Genomic DNA, 17,574 nt, shown 5'->3' on the forward strand with positions numbered 1-17,574 from the left:
GGCGCGCAGCAGCAAGGGCAGACAAGGGCAAGGCCGCCTGGCGAAAGGGGATGCAGTTCGGACGAAACGGCGAATCCGGGCAGGGTCCGGCCTCAGCCAACCGCGGGCCCACTACGCTGCCGCGCCGGCCCTCGCCGCGGGCGCGCCGAGGCGAAGGCGTTACAGGATGAAATCGTTGGCCGTGAGGTTGTGCAGCCCCGCAAGCTCGATCTGGAAGTCGGCCTCGCCGCGCGGCCCGATGTCCTCGCCGTAGATGTCGCCTTCGACGATGGTGCGGTCGTTCTCCGTGCCGGGGTTGTCTTCCAGGAAATAGCGCAGCTCCATGGCGGTGCCCCATGTCGTTGCCGTGAATTCTCCCTGCCCGAGGAACGTGAAGGGCGTCGCGCCCATGGTAGGGGAAAGGTCGATCTTGTCTTCGCCCTGGACGAAGTCGGTGATCGTGTCCCCACTTTCGTCGTAGTCGAATGTCTGGAAGAAATAGGCGAAGATGTCGTTGCCGCCGCCACCTTCCAGTACGTCCGCGCCATCTCCGCCGACCAGCGTATCCGCGCCATCTCCGCCGTACAGCGTGTCCGCGCCGGCGCCCCCGTCGAGCCGGTTGGCGCCTGCGTCTCCGGTCAATTCGTCGTCACCGGACCCACTGGTCACGTTCTCGATCGAGAACAAGGTGTCGCCTTCGGCATCGCCGGTCTCGAGGTTCACGGTCACGCCGGTGAGAGACCCGAAGCTCGCCGTGTCGGTACCGTCCCCGCCGTAGAGCGTGTCGGCGCCGTCGCCGCCGCCGAGCGTGTCGTCGCCGTCGCCACCGGTGAGCGTGTCGGTGCCGCGCCCGCCGAAGAGCCCGTCGTCTCCGTCGCCTCCGTCGAGCGTGTCGTCGCCCCACCATCCGCTCAGACTGTCATTGCCCGCGCCACCGAACAGATGGTCGTTGCCGTCGTCGCCGAACAGCGTGTCGTTGCCGTCGCCTCCGGTCAGCGTATCGGTGCCGTTCCATCCGCGCAGATGGTCATCGCCTTCGCCGCCAAACAGATGGTTATCGCCTTCACCGCCATTCAGGCTGTCATTGCCGTCCTCGCCGTGCAGGGTGTCGTTGCCCTCGCCGCCGCTCAACGTGTCGTTGCCGGTCCCGCCGAACAGGACGTCGTCGCCGCCGGCCCCGGCGAGTTCGTCGTTGCCGGCGAGGCCATGCAGCGTGTTGGCGCTGGCGTCGCCGGTCAGGACGTCGCCCAGCGCCAGGAAGTTGCTGCCGATGATGTTCTCGACGCCGGAGATCACGTCGCCGGCCGCGTGTCCGCCGGCGGCGTAGTTCGTCCCGAGATTGACCGCGACGCGGTTGTTGGAGTCCGAATAGTCGACGGTGTCGCTGCCCGCACCGCCGGTGAGGGTGTCGGCCCCGGCGCCGCCAGTGAGCGTGTCGTTGCCATCTCCGCCGTAGAGCGTGTCGTTGCCGTCCCCGCCGACGAGGGTGTCGTTGCCGTCTCCGCCGTAGATGATGTCGTCGCCGGCGCGGCCGTCGATGTGGTTGCCGTTGGCGTCGCCGGTCAGGATGTCGGGCAGCGGCAGATAGTCGGTGCCGACAAGGTTCTCGACATTGACGAGCGTATCGCCCTGGGCGTCGGCGCCGAAGCCGGTGCCCGCCGCCAGATTGACCGCCACCCGCGCCGATGACAGCGAGTAGTCGGCGGTGTCGGTCCCGTCGCCGCCGTCGAGCTGGTCGGCGCCGGCGCCGCCGAGCAGCCGGTCGTTGTCGGCCTCGCCCTTGAGCTGGTCGTTGCCGAACCCGCCCCACAGGTCGTCGTCGCCGGCGCCGCCCATGACGAGGTCGTTGCCGTCCTGGCCGAGCAGCACGTCGTTGCCGGCCATGCCGCGGATCTCGTCGTCGCCGGCCCGCCCCTCGATGCGGTTGGCCGCGGCATTGCCGGTCAGGTAGTCCGTCAGCAGGATGTTGGTGCCGATGATGTTCTCGATGCCCGCAAGCGTATCGCCATGGGCGTGGCCGCCGAGCCCGGCGCCGGTGGTCAGGTTGACATTGATGCGGTTGGTCGAGTTCAGATATTCGGCCGTATCGGTGCCGAGCCCGCCGATCAGCATGTCGGCGCCCGCGCCGCCGGTGAGGAAGTCGTCGTCCGCGCCGCCGTCGAGCGTGTCGTCGCCGTCGCCGCCATTGAGAACGTCGTTGCCGTCACCGCCATTGGCGATGTCGTTGCCGGCGCCGCCGACCAGCACGTCGTTGCCGCCGAGACCATTGAGCTGGTCGTCGCCGGCCAGCCCGTCGAGCCGGTTGGCGCCGCCGTTGCCGGTGAGGATGTCGGGAAGCGGCACGTAGTTGGTGCCGATGATGTTCTCGATGCCGGACAAGACGTCGCCCTGCGCGTCGCTGCCGAACGCCGTGCCGTTGGCGAGGTTGACGGCCACCCGCGTCGCGGCGGCCGAATAGTCCGCCGTGTCGGTCCCGTCGCCGCCGAAGAGCTGGTCGGCGCCGGCGCCGCCGACCAGCACGTCGTTGCCGCCGCCGCCGAAGAGCTGATCGTCGCCGGCGAGCCCCTCGAGCCGGTTGGCGCCGCCGTCGCCGGTGAGGATGTCGGGAAGGGGCACGTAGTTGGTGCCGATGATGTTCTCGATGCCGGACAAGACGTCGCCCTGCGCGTCGCTGCCGAACGCCGTGCCGTCGGCCAGGTTGACGGCCACCCGCGTTGCGGCGGCGGAATAGTCGGCGGTGTCGGTCCCGGAGCCGCCGAAGAGCTGGTCGGCGCCGGCGCCGCCGACCAGCACGTCGTTGCCGGTCTCTCCGAACAGCCGGTCGTTGCCGGCAAGGCCCTCGAGGCGGTCATTGCCGCCGGCTCCGAACAGGTCATCGGCGCCCGCCGTGCCCGACAGGGTGTCGTTGGACTGGCTGGTCTCGAAGATGAACTGCGAGGCGGCGAGCTGGTTGACGCCGAACCCCGCCAGCGTCAGCGTCGAGGCGACGCCATTGGCAAAGACCGCCAGAACGGTGTCCTGTCCCACCGAGGCCGCGATCGCCTGGATGGTCTCGAAGCTGCCAATGCCGAGCGGCCGCACGTCGATGCGGTCGTTGCCCGTCGAGCCGGCGACCGCGCTCAGCTGGCCGCGAATCTCGCCGCCGGGGAAGGAAAGGGTGTGGATGTTGACATAGAGCCCGGATGCCTTGAGCCGCCCGACCAGCCCCGCATTGAGCCCGTCGGCCGTCGACCAGACCGAAGTGAACGACCCGGCGGCGGCGTCGACGGAGGTGTTGACGTCGGTCTCTATGTTCCACACGACAGGACCGTTCACGCCGGCATCGGCGTTGTGTATGTGGTAGCCGGTCACGTCGTCGGTGCCGGTCGGCGTCTGGCCGCCGAAATCGACGCCCTGGGTCTCCACGGACAGATCGAGGCGGGTCTCCGAGGCCCGCAGCTTGGCCATCGCCGTGCCCGAGGCGGCGCTGCCATTGGGAGGCACCTCCTGCGCGCCGCTCAGCGTCGCCGAGAAGTAGAGCGAGCGGAAGTCGACGAAGGTGTCGTTGGCGCCGAAATTGAAGGTGTAGACATCGTTCTGCGACGTGCCGAAGAAGGCTGCCATGACGGACGATCCCGTTCCTTGCGGGACCGTGCGCGGCGCCATGCCCGGCTGGCACGGGCCGGCGATCCCACCGGGCGGGAGATTGGAGCAGCTTACCGGAACGTGCAAGGTCTTTGCGCGCACCACCAAGGCACCGCGCCCTTTACACGAGCGGCGTCAGTCGCGCCAGGAGGTGTCCTCGGCGTCGAGCACCGACGTCAGATAGGCAAAATGCCGCTCGGCCATGCCGCGATAGGCGAGCCAGCCACGAGCCGTTTCCTCCGCGACCGCGTCGCTCAGGACGGCGAGCGGCTTGCCGGTCGATAGCGCCAGAATGAGCGTCTCGGCGGCGCGCTCGAAAAAGTAGAGGTCCTCGAAGGCGTCGGCGACGGTGTCGCCGGTCACGCTGACGCCGTGATTGCCCATGACCAGCACCGAATGGCCGCCCATGGCACGGACGAGATGCTCGCCTTCGGCTTCGTTGTCGGAAATGCCGCCGAATTCGAGGTCGTAGCCGACGCGTCCGAAAAAGCGCGCCGTGTTGTTGTCGATCGGCAGCAGCGTCGGGTCCTTCAGCGTCGCCAGCGCCGTCGCGTGGGGCGGATGGCAGTGCAGGATGATCCGCGCCTGCGGCAATGCGCGGTGCAGCGCGCCATGCACCGCCCAGGCGGAGGCGTCGGGCGCGTCCGGGCCCTCCATCACCGACGGATCGTCGGCGTCGAGCAGCAACAGGTCGCTGGCGCGGATGGTGGCAAAGTGCTGCCAGCGCCGGTTGAGCAGGAAGCGCCGCCCGTCCGGCGACACCGCGGCGCTGAAATGGTTGCCGACGGATTCGCTCCAGCCGAAGCGGTGGCAAAGCCGGAACGCCGCCGCGAGGTCGCGGCGCAGCGCGAGATGATCGGTGGCCGGCGCTTCCAGCCTTGCGGCGACCGTCATGCCTTGAACCTTCCCGCACTTACCAGCGCGCGATAGGTCGAGCGCATCTCGGCGCGGTCGGTGTAGCAGCCGCGCAGATAACGCTCGCCGCTTTCGGCGACATACGCCGCACGGCCATGCACGACACGGTGATTGTCGAACACGATGCATTCGCCCGCCTTCAGCGTGAAGCGCATGACGTATTTGTCGCTCTGCAGCAGTTTGCCGAAGCGGCAGAAGGCCGGGTACCAGCTGTCCAGGAAATCCTGCGGCAGGTCGATCAGGTCGAGCAGGTGCTGGCTGATGGTGAGGCCGGAGACCTCGCCGTGACGGTCGAGCTCGATGATGCGCTGCCAGGCGCGCATGTCGTAGCCGTCATGCTCGCAGAAGAACGGGATGTCGGTCTCGGCCAAAAGCCGGAAGCCCTCCGGGTCTATGGCGCGAAAGTCGTTGGCGGCGGCGACGCCGTCGCCGAACAAATTGCGCCCGCCATCGACCGTGTTGGCGCGCATGTGCAGGAACTGGATGCCCGGCGCGTGCTCCTCGGCCGGCACGTCGGTGTGCAGTTCCAGCGCCGCCGAGGTGTAGGCGGTGTTGGTCGGGTTGATGTGGACGCGGACGTCGAAATAGGGGCCGAAGAAGGTCGGGCGGACCTGCCCCATGACGTTGGCGAGCTCGGTGAGGGCGGCATCGCTGTCCGGCATGCCGGTCACGACCGATATGCCTTCCACGATCAGCGCCTCGAGCCAGTCGCGCACCCTGGCCTTGTCCGACAGCAGCTCGGCATGGCTGAAACGCGCGACCTCGGGGTAGTGATCGCCATACCAGGCCTTGCGCGGCAGGTCGGCCGGGTCGGGGCGGCGGTGGCCGTCGCCATAGATCGCGAGCCACGCAAGCGGCATGCGGGTGACATGATCTTCGGCCGCCCAGTCGATCACCAGCGTGTCGCCCTCGAGCCGGGCCGCGGCAGCGCGCGGCGCCTCATCGAGATGGAAGATGTCGAAGCTGCGTTCGCGCGTTTCGGCGTTGAAGCTCGTCGGGCAATTGTCGCGCAGCCAGTAATAGTTGAAGTAGCGCGGACCCTGCGGCAGCGGGACGGTCAGGCCGGTCTCCGAGAGGGTGACGGCGTTGAAGTCGGTCGCAACGATGTTCATGGCGGGCCTCTTGCGGTCGCGGTGTTCGTGACCGAAAGAAAATCCGTTTCCAAAGGTCCGCGAAAGGCCGATAATCGTTACACCAAGTTAAGCTGCAAGTTATCATGGACCGCCTGCCGACGCTCCGGCTTTTGACCATCTTCGACGCCGTGCACCGCCTCGGCTCGATGCAACTGGCCGCGGCCGAACTGAACGTCACCCGCCCGGCGGTCTCGCAGGCGATCAGGGCGCTGGAGGAGCAGGTCGGCGTCGTACTCATGGACCGTTCGGTCAAGCCGTCCGTGCCGACCGAGGCCGGCGAGCGGCTGGCCCAGGCGACACGTAGCGGCCTGCGCCAGATTGGCGACATGATCGAGGAAATCCGCTTTTCAGCGGGTGTCGCCGGGCGCCAGGTGACGGTGTCGTGCACGTTGGGCATGGCGACCCACTGGCTGATGCCGCGGCTCGGCTCGTTCTATGCCCGGAACCAGGAGATCATGGTCAACGTGCAGGCGCCGCCGACCGACATGCCGGCCTTCGCCGCCGGCATCGACATCGCACTGCGTTACGGCGCGCAGGCATGGACCGACGGGTGGACCGAAAAGCTCTTCGACGAGCGCGTCTGCCCGGTCGGCCGACCGGAGGTGATCGAGCGTCTCGGTACCCTGCGGGAACTGGCGGCCGCGACGCTCGTCCATGTGCGGGCGCCAAGGTCGCATGGCTGGGCCGGGTGGACTGATTATCTGGCGGCAAAAGGGCTCGGCAGGCCACGGGGGCCGGCGCAGCTGTTCGACAATTATGTGCAGGCAGTGCAGGCGGCACTCGACGGTCGCGGCGTGATGCTGGGATGGCGCTCGATCACCGAGGCACTGGTGGCGGAAGGGCGGCTGGCCGCGCTGCCGGGCGGGGAGTGCGACTTTGGCACCGCCTATTGGGCAAGCTGTGCGCCCGAGAGCCGCCAGAAACCGGCGGCCGCCGCCTTCATGGAATGGATTTGCGAGGAAGCGCGCAACTGGACGACCGGCGACGGATGATCGCCGGCGCGGCGTCAGCAGCCGGTATCCTCGAGCACCTTGACGCACATATCGAGGTCGTTGGTCGCCAGATGGGCATAGCGCATGGTCATTTGCAGCGTCTGGTGCCCGAGCCACATCTGCACGCGGCGGATGTCGATGCCGCCGCGCACCAGCCGCGAGGCGCAGGTGTGGCGCAGGATGTGCGGCACGACGTCCCTGTCGTCACCGAGCCCGACCTCGGCCTTGGCCTCGTTCCAGATCGCCCGATAGCGGATCTGGGTCATCATGGCGAACGGCCCCTTGAGCGCGCGCCTTTCGATCGCGATGGTCCGCTGCGCCCGTCTGGTCAGAGGCACCGTACGGCTGCGACCGGATTTTGTGAGCCAGAAGGTGGCCCGCTCCTCGCCGATATCGTTCCAGATCAGTCCGATCGCCTCGCCCAGGCGGCAGCCCGTGTCTACCAGGAAGACGGAAAGCCGGAAGGCGTCCTCGCTGCGCGCGCGGATCGTGGCAAACAAACGGGCTTCCTCGTCATGCTCGAGAAAACGGATTCGCCCGGCTTTCTCTTTCTGCCGCCGGAACTCCGGGAGACTGTGGATTTCGCCCATCTTGTGCGCCTTGCGCAGCAATTTGCTCAGCGCCGCCATCTTGCGGTTGATGGTGGCATTGCTGTTTCCGCGTTCGCGCAGGGCGCCAATCAGGTCATCAAGCATGTTCTGGGAGAAGGAACTGAACCGCCTGCCAAGCAGTATTTCGTTCAGCTCTCCGATGAATGATGAAACATTATATTTGTGTCTTCCGTCTTCCCAGAGAATGCTGCCAAATTTTGTGAACAGGTCGGCCAGGGAATTTTCTCGCACCGCATGAATTTTTTTCTGCCATTCCTGCGAGTAGGAGGTCGAGAAGGCTCCTACGGCGACGGAAGGTCCAGATTCTGAAGTATGCTGCGGATGCCCCATGTCACTCCGGTCAGCCCCGCTCCCTGATAGGCAAGCCATACAATGTTGCGTGGATCGAGGTGATCACGCAAGAAATTTTGTTGGCTGGCCAACAAGTAGGCCATGGGGCTAGGCTTTCTTTTGAGTTCCCGGGCCGACGCGCTCGTCTCGCCCTGCCATTTCCAGAGGGCCCGATCGCATTGCATAAGGGCCGCTCATCAACGAAAGAGGCCCGGCGGTTTCCCGCCGGGCCCTTCTTGTTCATCCAATCAGCATCAGCCGATTAGAAGTAGCGCGTGAAGCGCAGGAAGCCCGAGATCGTGCCGTCCGGATCCAGCGGAGCCGGGGTGGCCGGAGCGCGGAACGCACCGACATCGTCGTAGTGCAGTTCGGCGCGGACCTCGAAGTCCTGAACCGGGAACCACACCAGCGAGACTTCCGCACCCCAGGCGTCGACGCCCGAGAGCGCGTCCGTCGTGGCGTAGTAGAGGTCGTTCCACCACTGGAACGCCACCGACGCGCCGAAGGTGGCGGTGAACTGGTGGTTATAGGACACCAGCACGTTCCACTCGGAGCCGCCGTAGTAGCTCTCGGCCGTCGGGCCGAAGATCGCGCTCGGCGAGCCGACATTGTAGGCATGCGCGCCGTCAGCGTAATGCACGAAGATACGGAACGACGAGCCGGGCGAGTTCGGCACGTTGATCTGCGCACCGATCTGGGCGCCGAAGCCGCCGCTGTTGGGACCGAAGATTGCTGCGGCACCGGAAAGCGTCGGGATCGAGCCGTCGAAGCTCTCGTCATAGCCGACGCGCACCCAGACAGCGCCCCAGCCCTGCGACACGCCGATCTTGGCGACGACGTCGGGCATGTAGCCTTCACCGGCCAGCGTGTCGTCTTCGAGCGAGATCGCGGCGAAGAAGCCGTTCGAGCCGTCGAAGCGATAGCCGATCAGGTGACGCTGCTGGTAGCCGTAATACATGCCACCCCAGGAGTGCGAACCGTAGTTGGACGGACCGCCATTCTTGGAGTCGGCCCAGAACGATTCGGTGTAACCCATGATCAGGCCGCCGAGTTCGATATAGGCCTGGTCGATCGAGGCCGGACCGTCAGAGGGGGTGCCCCAGGTCGACTGGATGCGGATGCGGCTGCGCAGCGAGCCCCACTCCGTCTCCTGGCGCGCGTCGATGTTGACGCGGGCACGGGTCGACTTCATCCAGCCATCGGCCGTAGTCGAGTCGTAGTAGCCGGTGGTGTCGCCGGCGATGCCCGGGCCCGAATCGGTGCGGTAGTTACCGGCGGCGATCTGGTACCAGACATAGCCCGAGATGCGCAGGCAGGTCTCGGTGCCGGGGATGTAGAAGAAGCCCGCGCCGTATGCGTCGCAGACGCGCACATATTCGACGGGTTCCGGCTCGGCGATGACGACAGCGTCGGCAGCGCGCGCACCGGAGACCGCGGCCAGGGCCGCGGCGGAGCCAAGAAGAAGGCTCTTGATTTTCATTTCTGACCTCCAGTCAAGATTCGGAAGCTCGAAGGTCACATCCAATGATAACAGAGGCTTAGGACGTATCGCCGTTGATTATGGCAGACGGCCGACAGCAGAGCTCGTTCAGGGCCTTGCGCAAAGATAACGAAAGAAGGGGGTGCAGCGTACGGCGAAAGACTGGCGGAGAGGATGGGATTCGAACCCACGAGGCCCTTTTGGGGCCTACTCCCTTAGCAGGGGAGCGCCTTCGACCACTCGGCCACCTCTCCTTGGCGCTTGCCGGACGTGGGATAGAGAAAAGCGCCGCCACAATCAACAAGCGGCTTGCGCCATGTCGAAAAAAGGCCGCTTCGTGCCCTTGCGGTGGCGCAGCGCCGCCGACGGCCTGGCGAATCGTGATGCGCGTGAGGTCGACGCCTTCCCGGCCATGAATCACGATTCGGTGCCGGTTTTGCGGCATTTGCGGCGTGCCGGCGGTGGCAATCAGCGCGCCGGAGCGTTTACCTCCCGTTAGCAAATGCCCCATTCCGGCCCGGCCAGGGTCAAAATCGTGGCATTTGTGCAACAACACCTGCCGAACGGTTGTTGGAGAGCCTGTCGGCGGCCAGTTGCTTGTTGAACGGGGAAAGGCGGCGAGTATGTTGAGCCTCGGAGAAGGGGCGTGCTTGCGCATCTTTTTCACATTGGGGATCGGGCAGGGATCGCTGTCCTTCAGCCAGAATAGCCCAGACCCACTTTGAAACTTTGACTGGAGGTCAGAAATGAAAATCAAGAGCCTTCTTCTTGGCTCCGCCGCGGCCCTGGCCGCGGTCTCCGGTGCGCGCGCTGCCGACGCTGTCGTCATCGCCGAGCCGGAACCCGTCGAATATGTGCGCGTCTGCGACGCATACGGCGCGGGCTTCTTCTACATCCCCGGCACCGAGACCTGCCTGCGCATCTCGGGCTATGTCTGGTACCAGATCGCCGCCGGTAACTACCGCACCAATTCGGGCCCGGGCATCGCCGGCGACACCACCGGCTACTACGACTCGACCACGGCCGATGGCTGGATGAAGTCGACCCGTGCCCGCGTCAACATCGACGCGCGCCAGGAGACGGAGTGGGGCTCGCTGCGCAGCCGCATCCGCATCCAGTCGACCTGGGGCACCCAGGTTGACGGTCCGGCCTCGATCGACCAGGCCTACATCGAACTCGGCGGCCTGATCATGGGTTACACCGAATCGTTCTGGGCCGACTCCAAGAATGGCGGTCCGTCCAACTACGGTTCGCACTCCTGGGGTGGCATGTATTACGGCTACCAGCAGCGTCACCTGATCGGCTATCGCTTCGACGGCTCGAACGGCTTCTTCGCCGCGATCTCGCTCGAAGACGACACGCTGGCCGGTGAAGGCTACATGCCCGACGTCGTCGCCAAGATCGGCGTGTCGCAGGGCTGGGGCGCTGTCTGGGTGCGCGTCGGCTACGACGAGAGCTTCGACGGCACCGTCCCGACACTCTCCGGCCTGGCTCCGATTGCCGGCCTGAACGACGGCGGCTTCGGCGTCCAGCTCGGTGCGCAGATCAACGTGCCGAACTCGCCCGGCTCGTCGTTCCGCGTCTTCGTGCATTACGCTGACGGCGCGCATGCCTACAATGTCGGCTCGCCGAGCGCGATCTTCGGCCCGACGGCCGAGAGCTACTACGGCGGCTCCGAGTGGAACGTGCTGGTGTCCTATAACCACCAGTTCACCGCCACCTTCGGCGCGTCGGTGGCGTTCCAGTGGTGGAACGACCTCTACTACGCCGGTTCGGACCTGCTCTCGGGCGTCGACGCCTGGGGTGCGGAAGTCTCGCTGGTGTGGTTCCCGGTTCAGGACTTCGAGGTCCGCGCCGAACTGCACTACGACGATGTCGGTGCGTTCCGCGCTCCGGCCACCCCGGCTCCGCTGGATCCGGACGGCACGATCTCGGGCTTCCTGCGCTTCACGCGCTACTTCTGATCGGCTGATGCTGATTGGATGAACAAGAAGGGCCCGGCGGGAAACCGCCGGGCCTTTTTCTTTTGGGTGATCGCTTTTTGTTCGGCGCCGGCCGCGGCCGATTGCCCGGCGCGCGCGATTGTTCCGGGAGCGGCTCAGAGCTACCCGAGGGGTCTGGGCTTTTGGGGCGCGTCAGTGCGCCATGCGGTCTTCGGCGCGCTTCAGGAACGCCTTGATCGTGCCGGGCAGCGTTCCGGTCTCAAGCAGCGGCGCATGGCCCTGGCCTGCCACCGTCACCGTCTCGATATCGGGATGACGCGTCGCCATCTCGCCAAGCGTCTCAGCCGAGAGCAGCTTCGAGTTCTCGCCGCGGAGGACCAGAAGCGGCACGCCGGCAAGGCCGGCAAATTGCGGCCAGAGCTCCGGCAGCGGCCGGTTGAGATCGACGCCGGTCACCGTCTTCAGGAGCTTTTCGTCATAGGCCGGCTCGAGCCGGCCGTCCTTGTCGTCATAGATCGCGGCCACCATGCGCTGCCAGTCGGCATCGTCGAGGGCCGGAAACGAGGCACCGACGGCCGCGCGCTGGATGGCGATCGCCTCCTTCAGCGACTTCGGCTTCGGCGCGCGTTCGAGATAGGCACGGATCTGGGCCAGCCCGGCGCCGTCGATGCGCGGGCCGATATCGTTGAGCACCACTGCCTCCATCAGCCCGGGGCGCATCGCGGCAAGTGCATGGATGATGAGGCCGCCGCGCGAGGTGCCGATGAAGGCCGCATGCTCGATATCCAGCGCAATGAGGCCGGCGACGACGTCGGCGGCCTCGTTCAGGACATCGTAATTGCGCCAGTCGCGGTCACGCGCCGACAGGCCGCGGCCGCGATAGTCGAACGAAATCACCCGGCGCGGGCGTTCGCCGTCGCTGGCCAGCATCTCCGCCAGCATCCCGAAATCACGGGCATTGCGCGTCAGGCCGGGCAGGCAGACGACCGGGAGGTAGCCGTTGTCGCGGCCGTGGATGCGTGCATGCAGGCGCAGGCCGTCGCTGGCCGAATAAAAGAAGCTTCGCTGCTCAACCCCTGCGCCCACCGGCTCTCTCCATGCCGCGATGCGCGGCGATCGTCAGACTGCTAGCGGGTAGACAGGGTCGGGTCAAACGGCACCGCTCAGCGACCCGAGACGAGATCGTGCTCGATGTCGACGCGGGCGGTCAGCCGCATCTTGTAGACCTGGTAGTTTTCCATCACCCGCTGCACATAGTTGCGGGTCTCGGTGAAGGGGATGCGTTCGATCCAGTCGACGGCAGTCTCGATGTCGGTGCCGCGCGGGTCGCCGTAGCGTTCGACCCATTCGGCCGCCCGGCGCGGGCCGGCATTGTAGCCCGCAAAGGTCAGGATGTAGGAGCCGTCGAAACGGTCGAGCTGCTCGCCGAGGAAGGCCGCACCGAGCGTTGCGTTGTAGGCCGCGTCGGTGGTGAGCCTGGAGGCGGAATAGTCGAGGCCGGCCTTGCGCGCCATGTCGCGCGCCGTGCCCGGCAAAAGCTGCAAGAGCCCGCGCGCGCCGGCGCCGGAGACGGCGGCGACGTTGAACTCGCTTTCCTGGCGCGCCACGGCGTAGGCCAGCGCGATGCCCGCGCCGCCGATGTCGGCGGTGGCGGGAATGGCGCCGACCGGATGGGCGAGCGCTCCGACATCGATGCCGCGCAAGGCGGCGGCCTTGCCGATCTTCAGCGCCAGATAATGGTCGCCGCGCGCCTCCGCCTGGGCCACCAGCAGCGCCAGTTCGCCGGGGCTTTCAAGCTCGGCGGCGAGATCGCGGTAGAGAATATCGGAACGCCAGCCATGTCCGGCACGCTCCAGCCGTTCGATTGCGCCAACCGCCTCGCGGCCGGCAAAGCGCGCGCGGTCGGCTTCGCTCGGCTCGGGACGGCTGGCCGAAATGGTGTCGCGGCCAAGCTTCGCCGCGGCGAGCTGGCCGTAAAAGGCGGTGCCGTGCGCGGCTGCTTCGCGATAGGCGGCTTCGGCATCGCCCGGTGCGCCGGCTTCCACCGCGCGGCCCATCCAGTAATAGGCGCGCGACAGCGAGATCGGACCGGAGACCACCGCGGCGATGCGCTCGAAATGGCCGGCGGCCGCCTTCGGGTCGTCGAGCATGCGCAGCGCGTACCAGCCGGCGTGGAAGGCGGCGTCGGCGATCGCCGACGGGCTTTCCGGCACGGCGGCAGCCGCCACCTGATAAGCGAGCTTCGGCTCGTCGATGTCGAGGAGTTCGCGCGACAGCACGCGCCGTTCCGTCCACCAGGCGTCCCCGTCGATAAAGGCCTCTCCGGCGCGCGTGGCGGCCGCCAGAACGTCCGCGGCTTCGACGAATTCTCCCTTTCGTCTCAGATATTTGGCCCTGGCGTAACGGTAGCCGTCGCCGCGCTGCGCTTCGGGCACCGCATCGAGCAACTCGCCCGCGTTGGAGCGGTTGCGGATCACCGCGCCCCAGGCCGCCACCAGTTCGTCGACGCCGGCGCGGCGGGCAACACGCTCGGCCGAGCGAATGCGGTTTTCATAAAGCATGCGCTCGGCGCGATAGCGGTGATCCTCTGCCGGCAGGACCTCGGCGAAGGCGCTCAGGAAGGCCATCTCCTCATTGCCGTCGAGCTTTTGCCGGCGCCAGTACGGCGACAGCATGGCGCGCGCCTCGTCTTCGCGTCCGAGTTCCAGCAGCGCCCGGCCGACCAGCATGATGCCCTCGAAGGTCTGAGGCTCGCCGCCGGCGAAGGCATCGACCACGTCGGCGGCCACCGGCCTTTCGCGCGCCAGGGCGCCCTCGGCCGCGCGCTTCAGCGCACCGGCGCCGGGCCAGTCGGCGAGGTCGTCGGCGGCCGCCGCCAGTTCGCTGCTCGAAAGATCCTCCCGGCCCGAGAGCGCGATCGCCCAGGTGAGGATGCGCCGGTCGAGGCTCTTGTCGGGCAATGCGTCACGCGCCGCGCGCGCCATCTCGGCGTTGCCTGCCGAAAGCGCGTCGAGGCCGTCCTTCAACAGGGCGAGCGCTGCGTCGTCGGCCGCAGAAACGGGCCGGACCGAGCCGGTGACGGTGTCATCGACCCCGTCGGCGTCGGCGACGACCCCAGCCGGCCGCCATGTCGGCAGCGGCACGCCCGCCTCGGGCAGTGCAACGTCTGCCTTCGGGGGCAAAAGCAGCAGCAGCGGCGTGGCCAGCAGGCCGGCCAGCAAGGCAAACATGACGGGTTGCGCGCGCATCACCTCTCCATCGCGGAACGGGCGGGTTCATCGGCACGGGTCGGTGCCAGAATAGGCCCCGGCGGTGAAGGAGTGGTGAACGAAAGGTTATCACGCCACCGCTGGACCGCCGGAAACCCGACGCCTGCAACCTTGCCCGGCGGAGTGGCAAGACTATGGTGCGAGGCGGTTCAATCGGCTATGGAGCCCGGATGCGCGCGGTTCGGCGTGCCAGGAACGCCAGGGAGTTCGGCTCGATCATGTTCAGAGGCTCGTTCACAGCGCTCGTCACCCCCTTCGCCAGCGACGGGAGCTTCGACGAGAAAGCGTTCCGGGCGCTGGTCGAATGGCAGATCGCCGAGGGCACCAACGGGCTCGTCCCGGTCGGCACCACCGGCGAGTCGCCGACCCTGTCGCATGCCGAGCATCGCGAGGTGGTGAAGGTCTGCGTCGAGGTGGCGGCCGGACGCGTGCCGGTGATGGCGGGCGCCGGCTCCAACAACACGCGCGAGGCGATCAGCCTGGTCGAATATGCCGAAAGCGTCGGCGCCGACGCCGCGCTGGTGGTGACGCCCTATTACAACAAGCCCAACCAGAAGGGGCTTTACGAGCATTTCGCGGCGGTGGCGCGGGCCACCAGCCTGCCGATCTTCATCTACAACATCCCGCCCCGCTCGGTGATCGACATGACGCCGGAAACGATGGGCCGGCTTGCGGCCGACTTCTCCAACATCGTTGGCGTCAAGGACGCCACCGCCAAGGTCGACCGCGTGTCGGAGCAACGGCTGACCTGCGGCCGGGATTTCATCCAGCTTTCCGGCGAGGACGCTTCCGCGCTCGGCTTCAACGCCCATGGCGGCGTCGGCGCGATCTCGGTGACGGCCAATGTCGCGCCGCGCCTGTGCTCGGAGTTCCAGCAGGCTTCGCTCGGCGGCGACGGCGCGCGGGCGATCGAGTTGCAGGACCGGCTGATGCCGCTGCACAAGGCGCTGTTCATCGAGCCCGGCCTGTGCGGTGCCAAATACGCCCTGTCGCGTCTCGACCGCGGCGAAAATTCCGTGCGCCTGCCACTGGTGCCGGTCGAGGCCGCGACCGCCGGCGCGATCGACGCCGCCATGAAGCATGCCGGCCTGATCAACTGAAGCCAGGCGTCGCCCGGCCGGCCGTCTCGCCGCCGGCTTTGCTGCCTGAACAAGACCTTTTCGCCGCGGGCCTTGAAATCGCCGGCGTGGCACACGATACCCGTGGCCGAAAAGGATCGCTCCGATGAACCAGGCCAAGAAGTCCGACCCCAACAGCAAGACGGTCGCCGAAAACCGCAAGGCGCGCTTTTCCTACGAGGTGATCGACACCATCGAGGCCGGGCTGGCGCTGACCGGCACCGAGGTCAAGTCGCTGCGCGAGGGGCATGCCAACATCGCGGAGTCCTATGCTTCGGTCGAGGGCGGCGAGATCTGGCTCATCAACTCGCACCTGCCGGAATATCTGCAGGGCAACCGTTTCAACCACGAGCCGCGCCGGCGCCGCAAGCTCCTGCTCAACAAGCGCGAGATGGCGCGGCTGGCCCAGGCGGTGGAGCGCGAGGGCATGACCATGGTGCCACTCAAGATCTATTTCAACGATCGCGGCCGCGCCAAGCTGCTCCTGGCGATCGCCCGCGGCAAGAAGCTGCACGACAAGCGCGAGACCGCCAAGGAACGCGACTGGAACCGCGAAAAGGCGCGACTCTTGAAGGAAAAGGGCTGACGCGCCGGCCGGCGCGCCGGTGGCCCTACTGGTCCGGCCGCTCCGCCCAGCCGGCGAAGATGCGCTCAAGGACGATGACGGCGTAGTAGAGCAGGATACCGAGGAAGGCGAGCGCGATCAGCACCGCAAACATCAGCGGGTAGTCGCCATTGGTTTCGCCGGACTTGAACAGCGCGCCGAGCCCGCGCCCGTGCGGCGAGACGATCTCGACCAGATTGGTGCCGATGAAGGCCAGCGTCACCGCCACCTTCAGCGCGCCGAAAAATTCCGGCAAGGTCTTGGGCAGCGCGATCTTGGAAAAGATGGTGAAACGCGAGGCGCCGAGCGAGCGCAGGATGTCGCGGTATTCCGGCTCCAGCGTCGACAGGCCGATGCCGACCGAGACCGCGATCGGGAAGAACGAGATCATGAACGCCATCAGCACGGTATTGAAATCGTGCTGGCCGATGAAGATCAGCGCGATGACCGGGACCAGCGTCGCCTTCGGGATCGCGTTGAAGCCGACCAGCAGCGGGTAGAGCGCGTCGCGCATGATCCTCGAAAAGCCCATCAGCATGCCGAGGAAGGTGCCGAACGCGACCGCGATGGCGACCCCGGCGACGGTGCGCCACAGCGTCTGCCAGCCCATCACCAGGAAGAGTTCCCAATATCGGGCATAGGCCGGCGGCAGGTCGGAAGGCGAGGCCATCTTGTAGTTCGGCCAGCCATTGGCCCAGACCAGCAGTTCCCACAGCGCCAGGAAAATGGCGATGGCGGCGACCGGCACGCCGACCTTGCGCAGCGCGTTCATGCCGCCATGTCCTCGGCACGGCCCTGGGCGATGCGGATCTGGTCGCGCAGCGTATGCAGCATGTCGGAGCATTCGGGCGTATAGAGCCCGTCGATCTCGCGCGGGCCGGGATAGTTGACGTCGAGCACATATTGCGTCGTCGCCGGCCGGCCCGACAGCACCACCACCTGATCGCCGAGAAAGACGCTCTCGCGCAGATCGTGGGTGATGAGCACGCCGGTGAACGGCTCTTTCTCGCGCAAGGCATGCATGGTCTGCCAGAGGTCTTCGCGGGTGAACGCGTCGAGCGCCCCGAACGGCTCGTCCATGATCAGCACGTCGGGCTTGTGCACGATCGCCCTGCACAGCGAGGCGCGCTGGCGCATGCCGCCCGAGAGCGCCGACGGGCGCTTGTTCTCGAAGCCTTCGAGGCCGACCAGTGCCAGGAGTTCGCGGGCCCGCGCCTCCTTGTCGGCTTTCGGCATCGACGGCGCGACGATTTCCAGAGGCAGCATGACGTTGCGCAGGATGGTGCGCCATTCCAGCAGCACCGGGTTCTGGAACGCCATGCCGACGGTCTTGCGCGGGCCTTTGACCAGTTCGCCATGAAGCCAGACCTCGCCGCGGTCGGGCATCATCAGCCCGGCGATCAGCCGCGTGAGCGTGGACTTGCCGCAGCCCGACGGGCCGACGACGGCACAGAACTCGCCCTCGGGCACGGCGATGTTGAGGTTGTTCAAGACCGGCAGCGGCCCCTGCGCGGTCTTGTAGGCGTGCGTCACGCCCTTGATGTCGATGAGATTGGTCACACCTCGCCCCCGAAAG

Annotated in this window: 14 protein-coding genes and 1 tRNA gene; 5 read left to right on the top strand and 10 right to left on the bottom strand. The window is 66.8% G+C overall.

Annotation, left to right across the window (positions count from 1 at the left end; genetic code table 11):
* Window positions 1–159: 159 nt before the first annotated feature.
* From FQ775_RS02740 to FQ775_RS02750, 3 genes are all read right to left on the bottom strand, one after another.
* Window positions 160–3,582: a CHRD domain-containing protein gene (locus FQ775_RS02740; protein ID WP_167812746.1), complete on the bottom strand. Its 3,423-nt coding sequence runs from the start codon at window positions 3,580–3,582 to the stop codon at window positions 160–162.
* Between the two features lie 156 nt (window positions 3,583–3,738).
* A complete protein-coding gene (locus tag FQ775_RS02745) occupies window positions 3,739–4,497 on the bottom strand; it encodes a class II aldolase/adducin family protein (RefSeq protein WP_146301222.1) in 759 nt (252 codons plus the stop codon).
* Window positions 4,494–5,630 (bottom strand): TauD/TfdA family dioxygenase, encoded by a 1,137-nt coding sequence (locus tag FQ775_RS02750; RefSeq protein WP_146301223.1) that lies wholly within the window; start codon window positions 5,628–5,630, stop codon window positions 4,494–4,496. The genes FQ775_RS02745 and FQ775_RS02750 overlap by 4 nt, the downstream gene beginning before the upstream one ends.
* A gap of 104 nt (window positions 5,631–5,734) precedes the next feature.
* Between FQ775_RS02750 and FQ775_RS02755 the strand changes: the two genes are divergently transcribed.
* The gene (locus FQ775_RS02755; RefSeq protein WP_146301224.1) at window positions 5,735–6,643 is read left to right on the top strand and encodes a LysR substrate-binding domain-containing protein; all 909 of its coding nucleotides are present in this window, start codon (window positions 5,735–5,737) and stop codon (window positions 6,641–6,643) included.
* Between the two features lie 14 nt (window positions 6,644–6,657).
* Here FQ775_RS02755 and FQ775_RS02760 read toward each other — a convergent pair whose 3' ends face one another.
* The 3 genes from FQ775_RS02760 to FQ775_RS02770 form a co-directional block, all read right to left on the bottom strand.
* A complete protein-coding gene (locus tag FQ775_RS02760; RefSeq protein ID WP_146301225.1) occupies window positions 6,658–7,584 on the bottom strand; it encodes a tyrosine-type recombinase/integrase in 927 nt (308 codons plus the stop codon).
* Window positions 7,585–7,846: 262 nt separating this feature from the next.
* Window positions 7,847–9,064, bottom strand: a complete 1,218-nt coding sequence (locus tag FQ775_RS02765; RefSeq protein WP_167812747.1) for a porin — start codon at window positions 9,062–9,064, stop codon at window positions 7,847–7,849.
* 163 nt (window positions 9,065–9,227) lie between these two features.
* A tRNA-Ser gene (locus FQ775_RS02770) sits at window positions 9,228–9,318 on the bottom strand.
* 62 nt (window positions 9,319–9,380) lie between these two features.
* Between FQ775_RS02770 and FQ775_RS02775 the strand changes: the two genes are divergently transcribed.
* Window positions 9,381–9,563 (top strand): hypothetical protein, encoded by a 183-nt coding sequence (locus tag FQ775_RS02775; RefSeq protein WP_167812748.1) that lies wholly within the window; start codon window positions 9,381–9,383, stop codon window positions 9,561–9,563.
* A gap of 247 nt (window positions 9,564–9,810) precedes the next feature.
* Window positions 9,811–11,028 carry a porin gene (locus FQ775_RS02780; RefSeq protein WP_167812749.1) on the top strand — a complete coding sequence of 406 codons (1,218 nt, stop codon included), beginning with the start codon at window positions 9,811–9,813 and terminating at the stop codon, window positions 11,026–11,028.
* 171 nt (window positions 11,029–11,199) lie between these two features.
* Here the strand turns inward: FQ775_RS02780 and FQ775_RS02785 are convergent, their stop codons facing one another.
* Both FQ775_RS02785 and FQ775_RS02790 read right to left on the bottom strand, forming a co-directional pair.
* Window positions 11,200–12,093 carry an alpha/beta fold hydrolase gene (locus FQ775_RS02785; RefSeq protein WP_146297481.1) on the bottom strand — a complete coding sequence of 298 codons (894 nt, stop codon included), beginning with the start codon at window positions 12,091–12,093 and terminating at the stop codon, window positions 11,200–11,202.
* A 77-nt stretch (window positions 12,094–12,170) separates the two neighbouring features.
* Complete coding sequence (locus FQ775_RS02790) at window positions 12,171–14,255, bottom strand: lytic transglycosylase domain-containing protein (RefSeq protein WP_146297479.1); 2,085 nt, start codon at window positions 14,253–14,255, stop codon at window positions 12,171–12,173.
* A gap of 239 nt (window positions 14,256–14,494) precedes the next feature.
* Here FQ775_RS02790 and dapA point away from each other — a divergent pair, with 239 nt between their 5' ends.
* Window positions 14,495–15,376, top strand: a complete 882-nt coding sequence (gene dapA / locus FQ775_RS02795) for a 4-hydroxy-tetrahydrodipicolinate synthase (protein ID WP_146301770.1) — start codon at window positions 14,495–14,497, stop codon at window positions 15,374–15,376.
* A 124-nt stretch (window positions 15,377–15,500) separates the two neighbouring features.
* Window positions 15,501–15,980, top strand: a complete 480-nt coding sequence (gene smpB, locus FQ775_RS02800) for an SsrA-binding protein SmpB (protein ID WP_146297477.1) — start codon at window positions 15,501–15,503, stop codon at window positions 15,978–15,980.
* A 25-nt stretch (window positions 15,981–16,005) separates the two neighbouring features.
* On the opposite strand, the gene FQ775_RS02805 is transcribed toward smpB, so the two are convergent.
* A complete protein-coding gene (locus FQ775_RS02805; RefSeq protein ID WP_146297475.1) occupies window positions 16,006–16,770 on the bottom strand; it encodes an ABC transporter permease in 765 nt (254 codons plus the stop codon).
* Complete coding sequence (locus FQ775_RS02810; RefSeq protein WP_146297473.1) at window positions 16,767–17,558, bottom strand: ABC transporter ATP-binding protein; 792 nt, start codon at window positions 17,556–17,558, stop codon at window positions 16,767–16,769. Before FQ775_RS02810 ends, FQ775_RS02805 begins: the two co-directional genes overlap by 4 nt.
* Window positions 17,559–17,574: the final 16 nt, after the last annotated feature.

Source organism: Nitratireductor mangrovi (assembly GCF_007922615.2).
GTDB lineage: Bacteria > Pseudomonadota > Alphaproteobacteria > Rhizobiales > Rhizobiaceae > Mangrovimarina > Mangrovimarina mangrovi.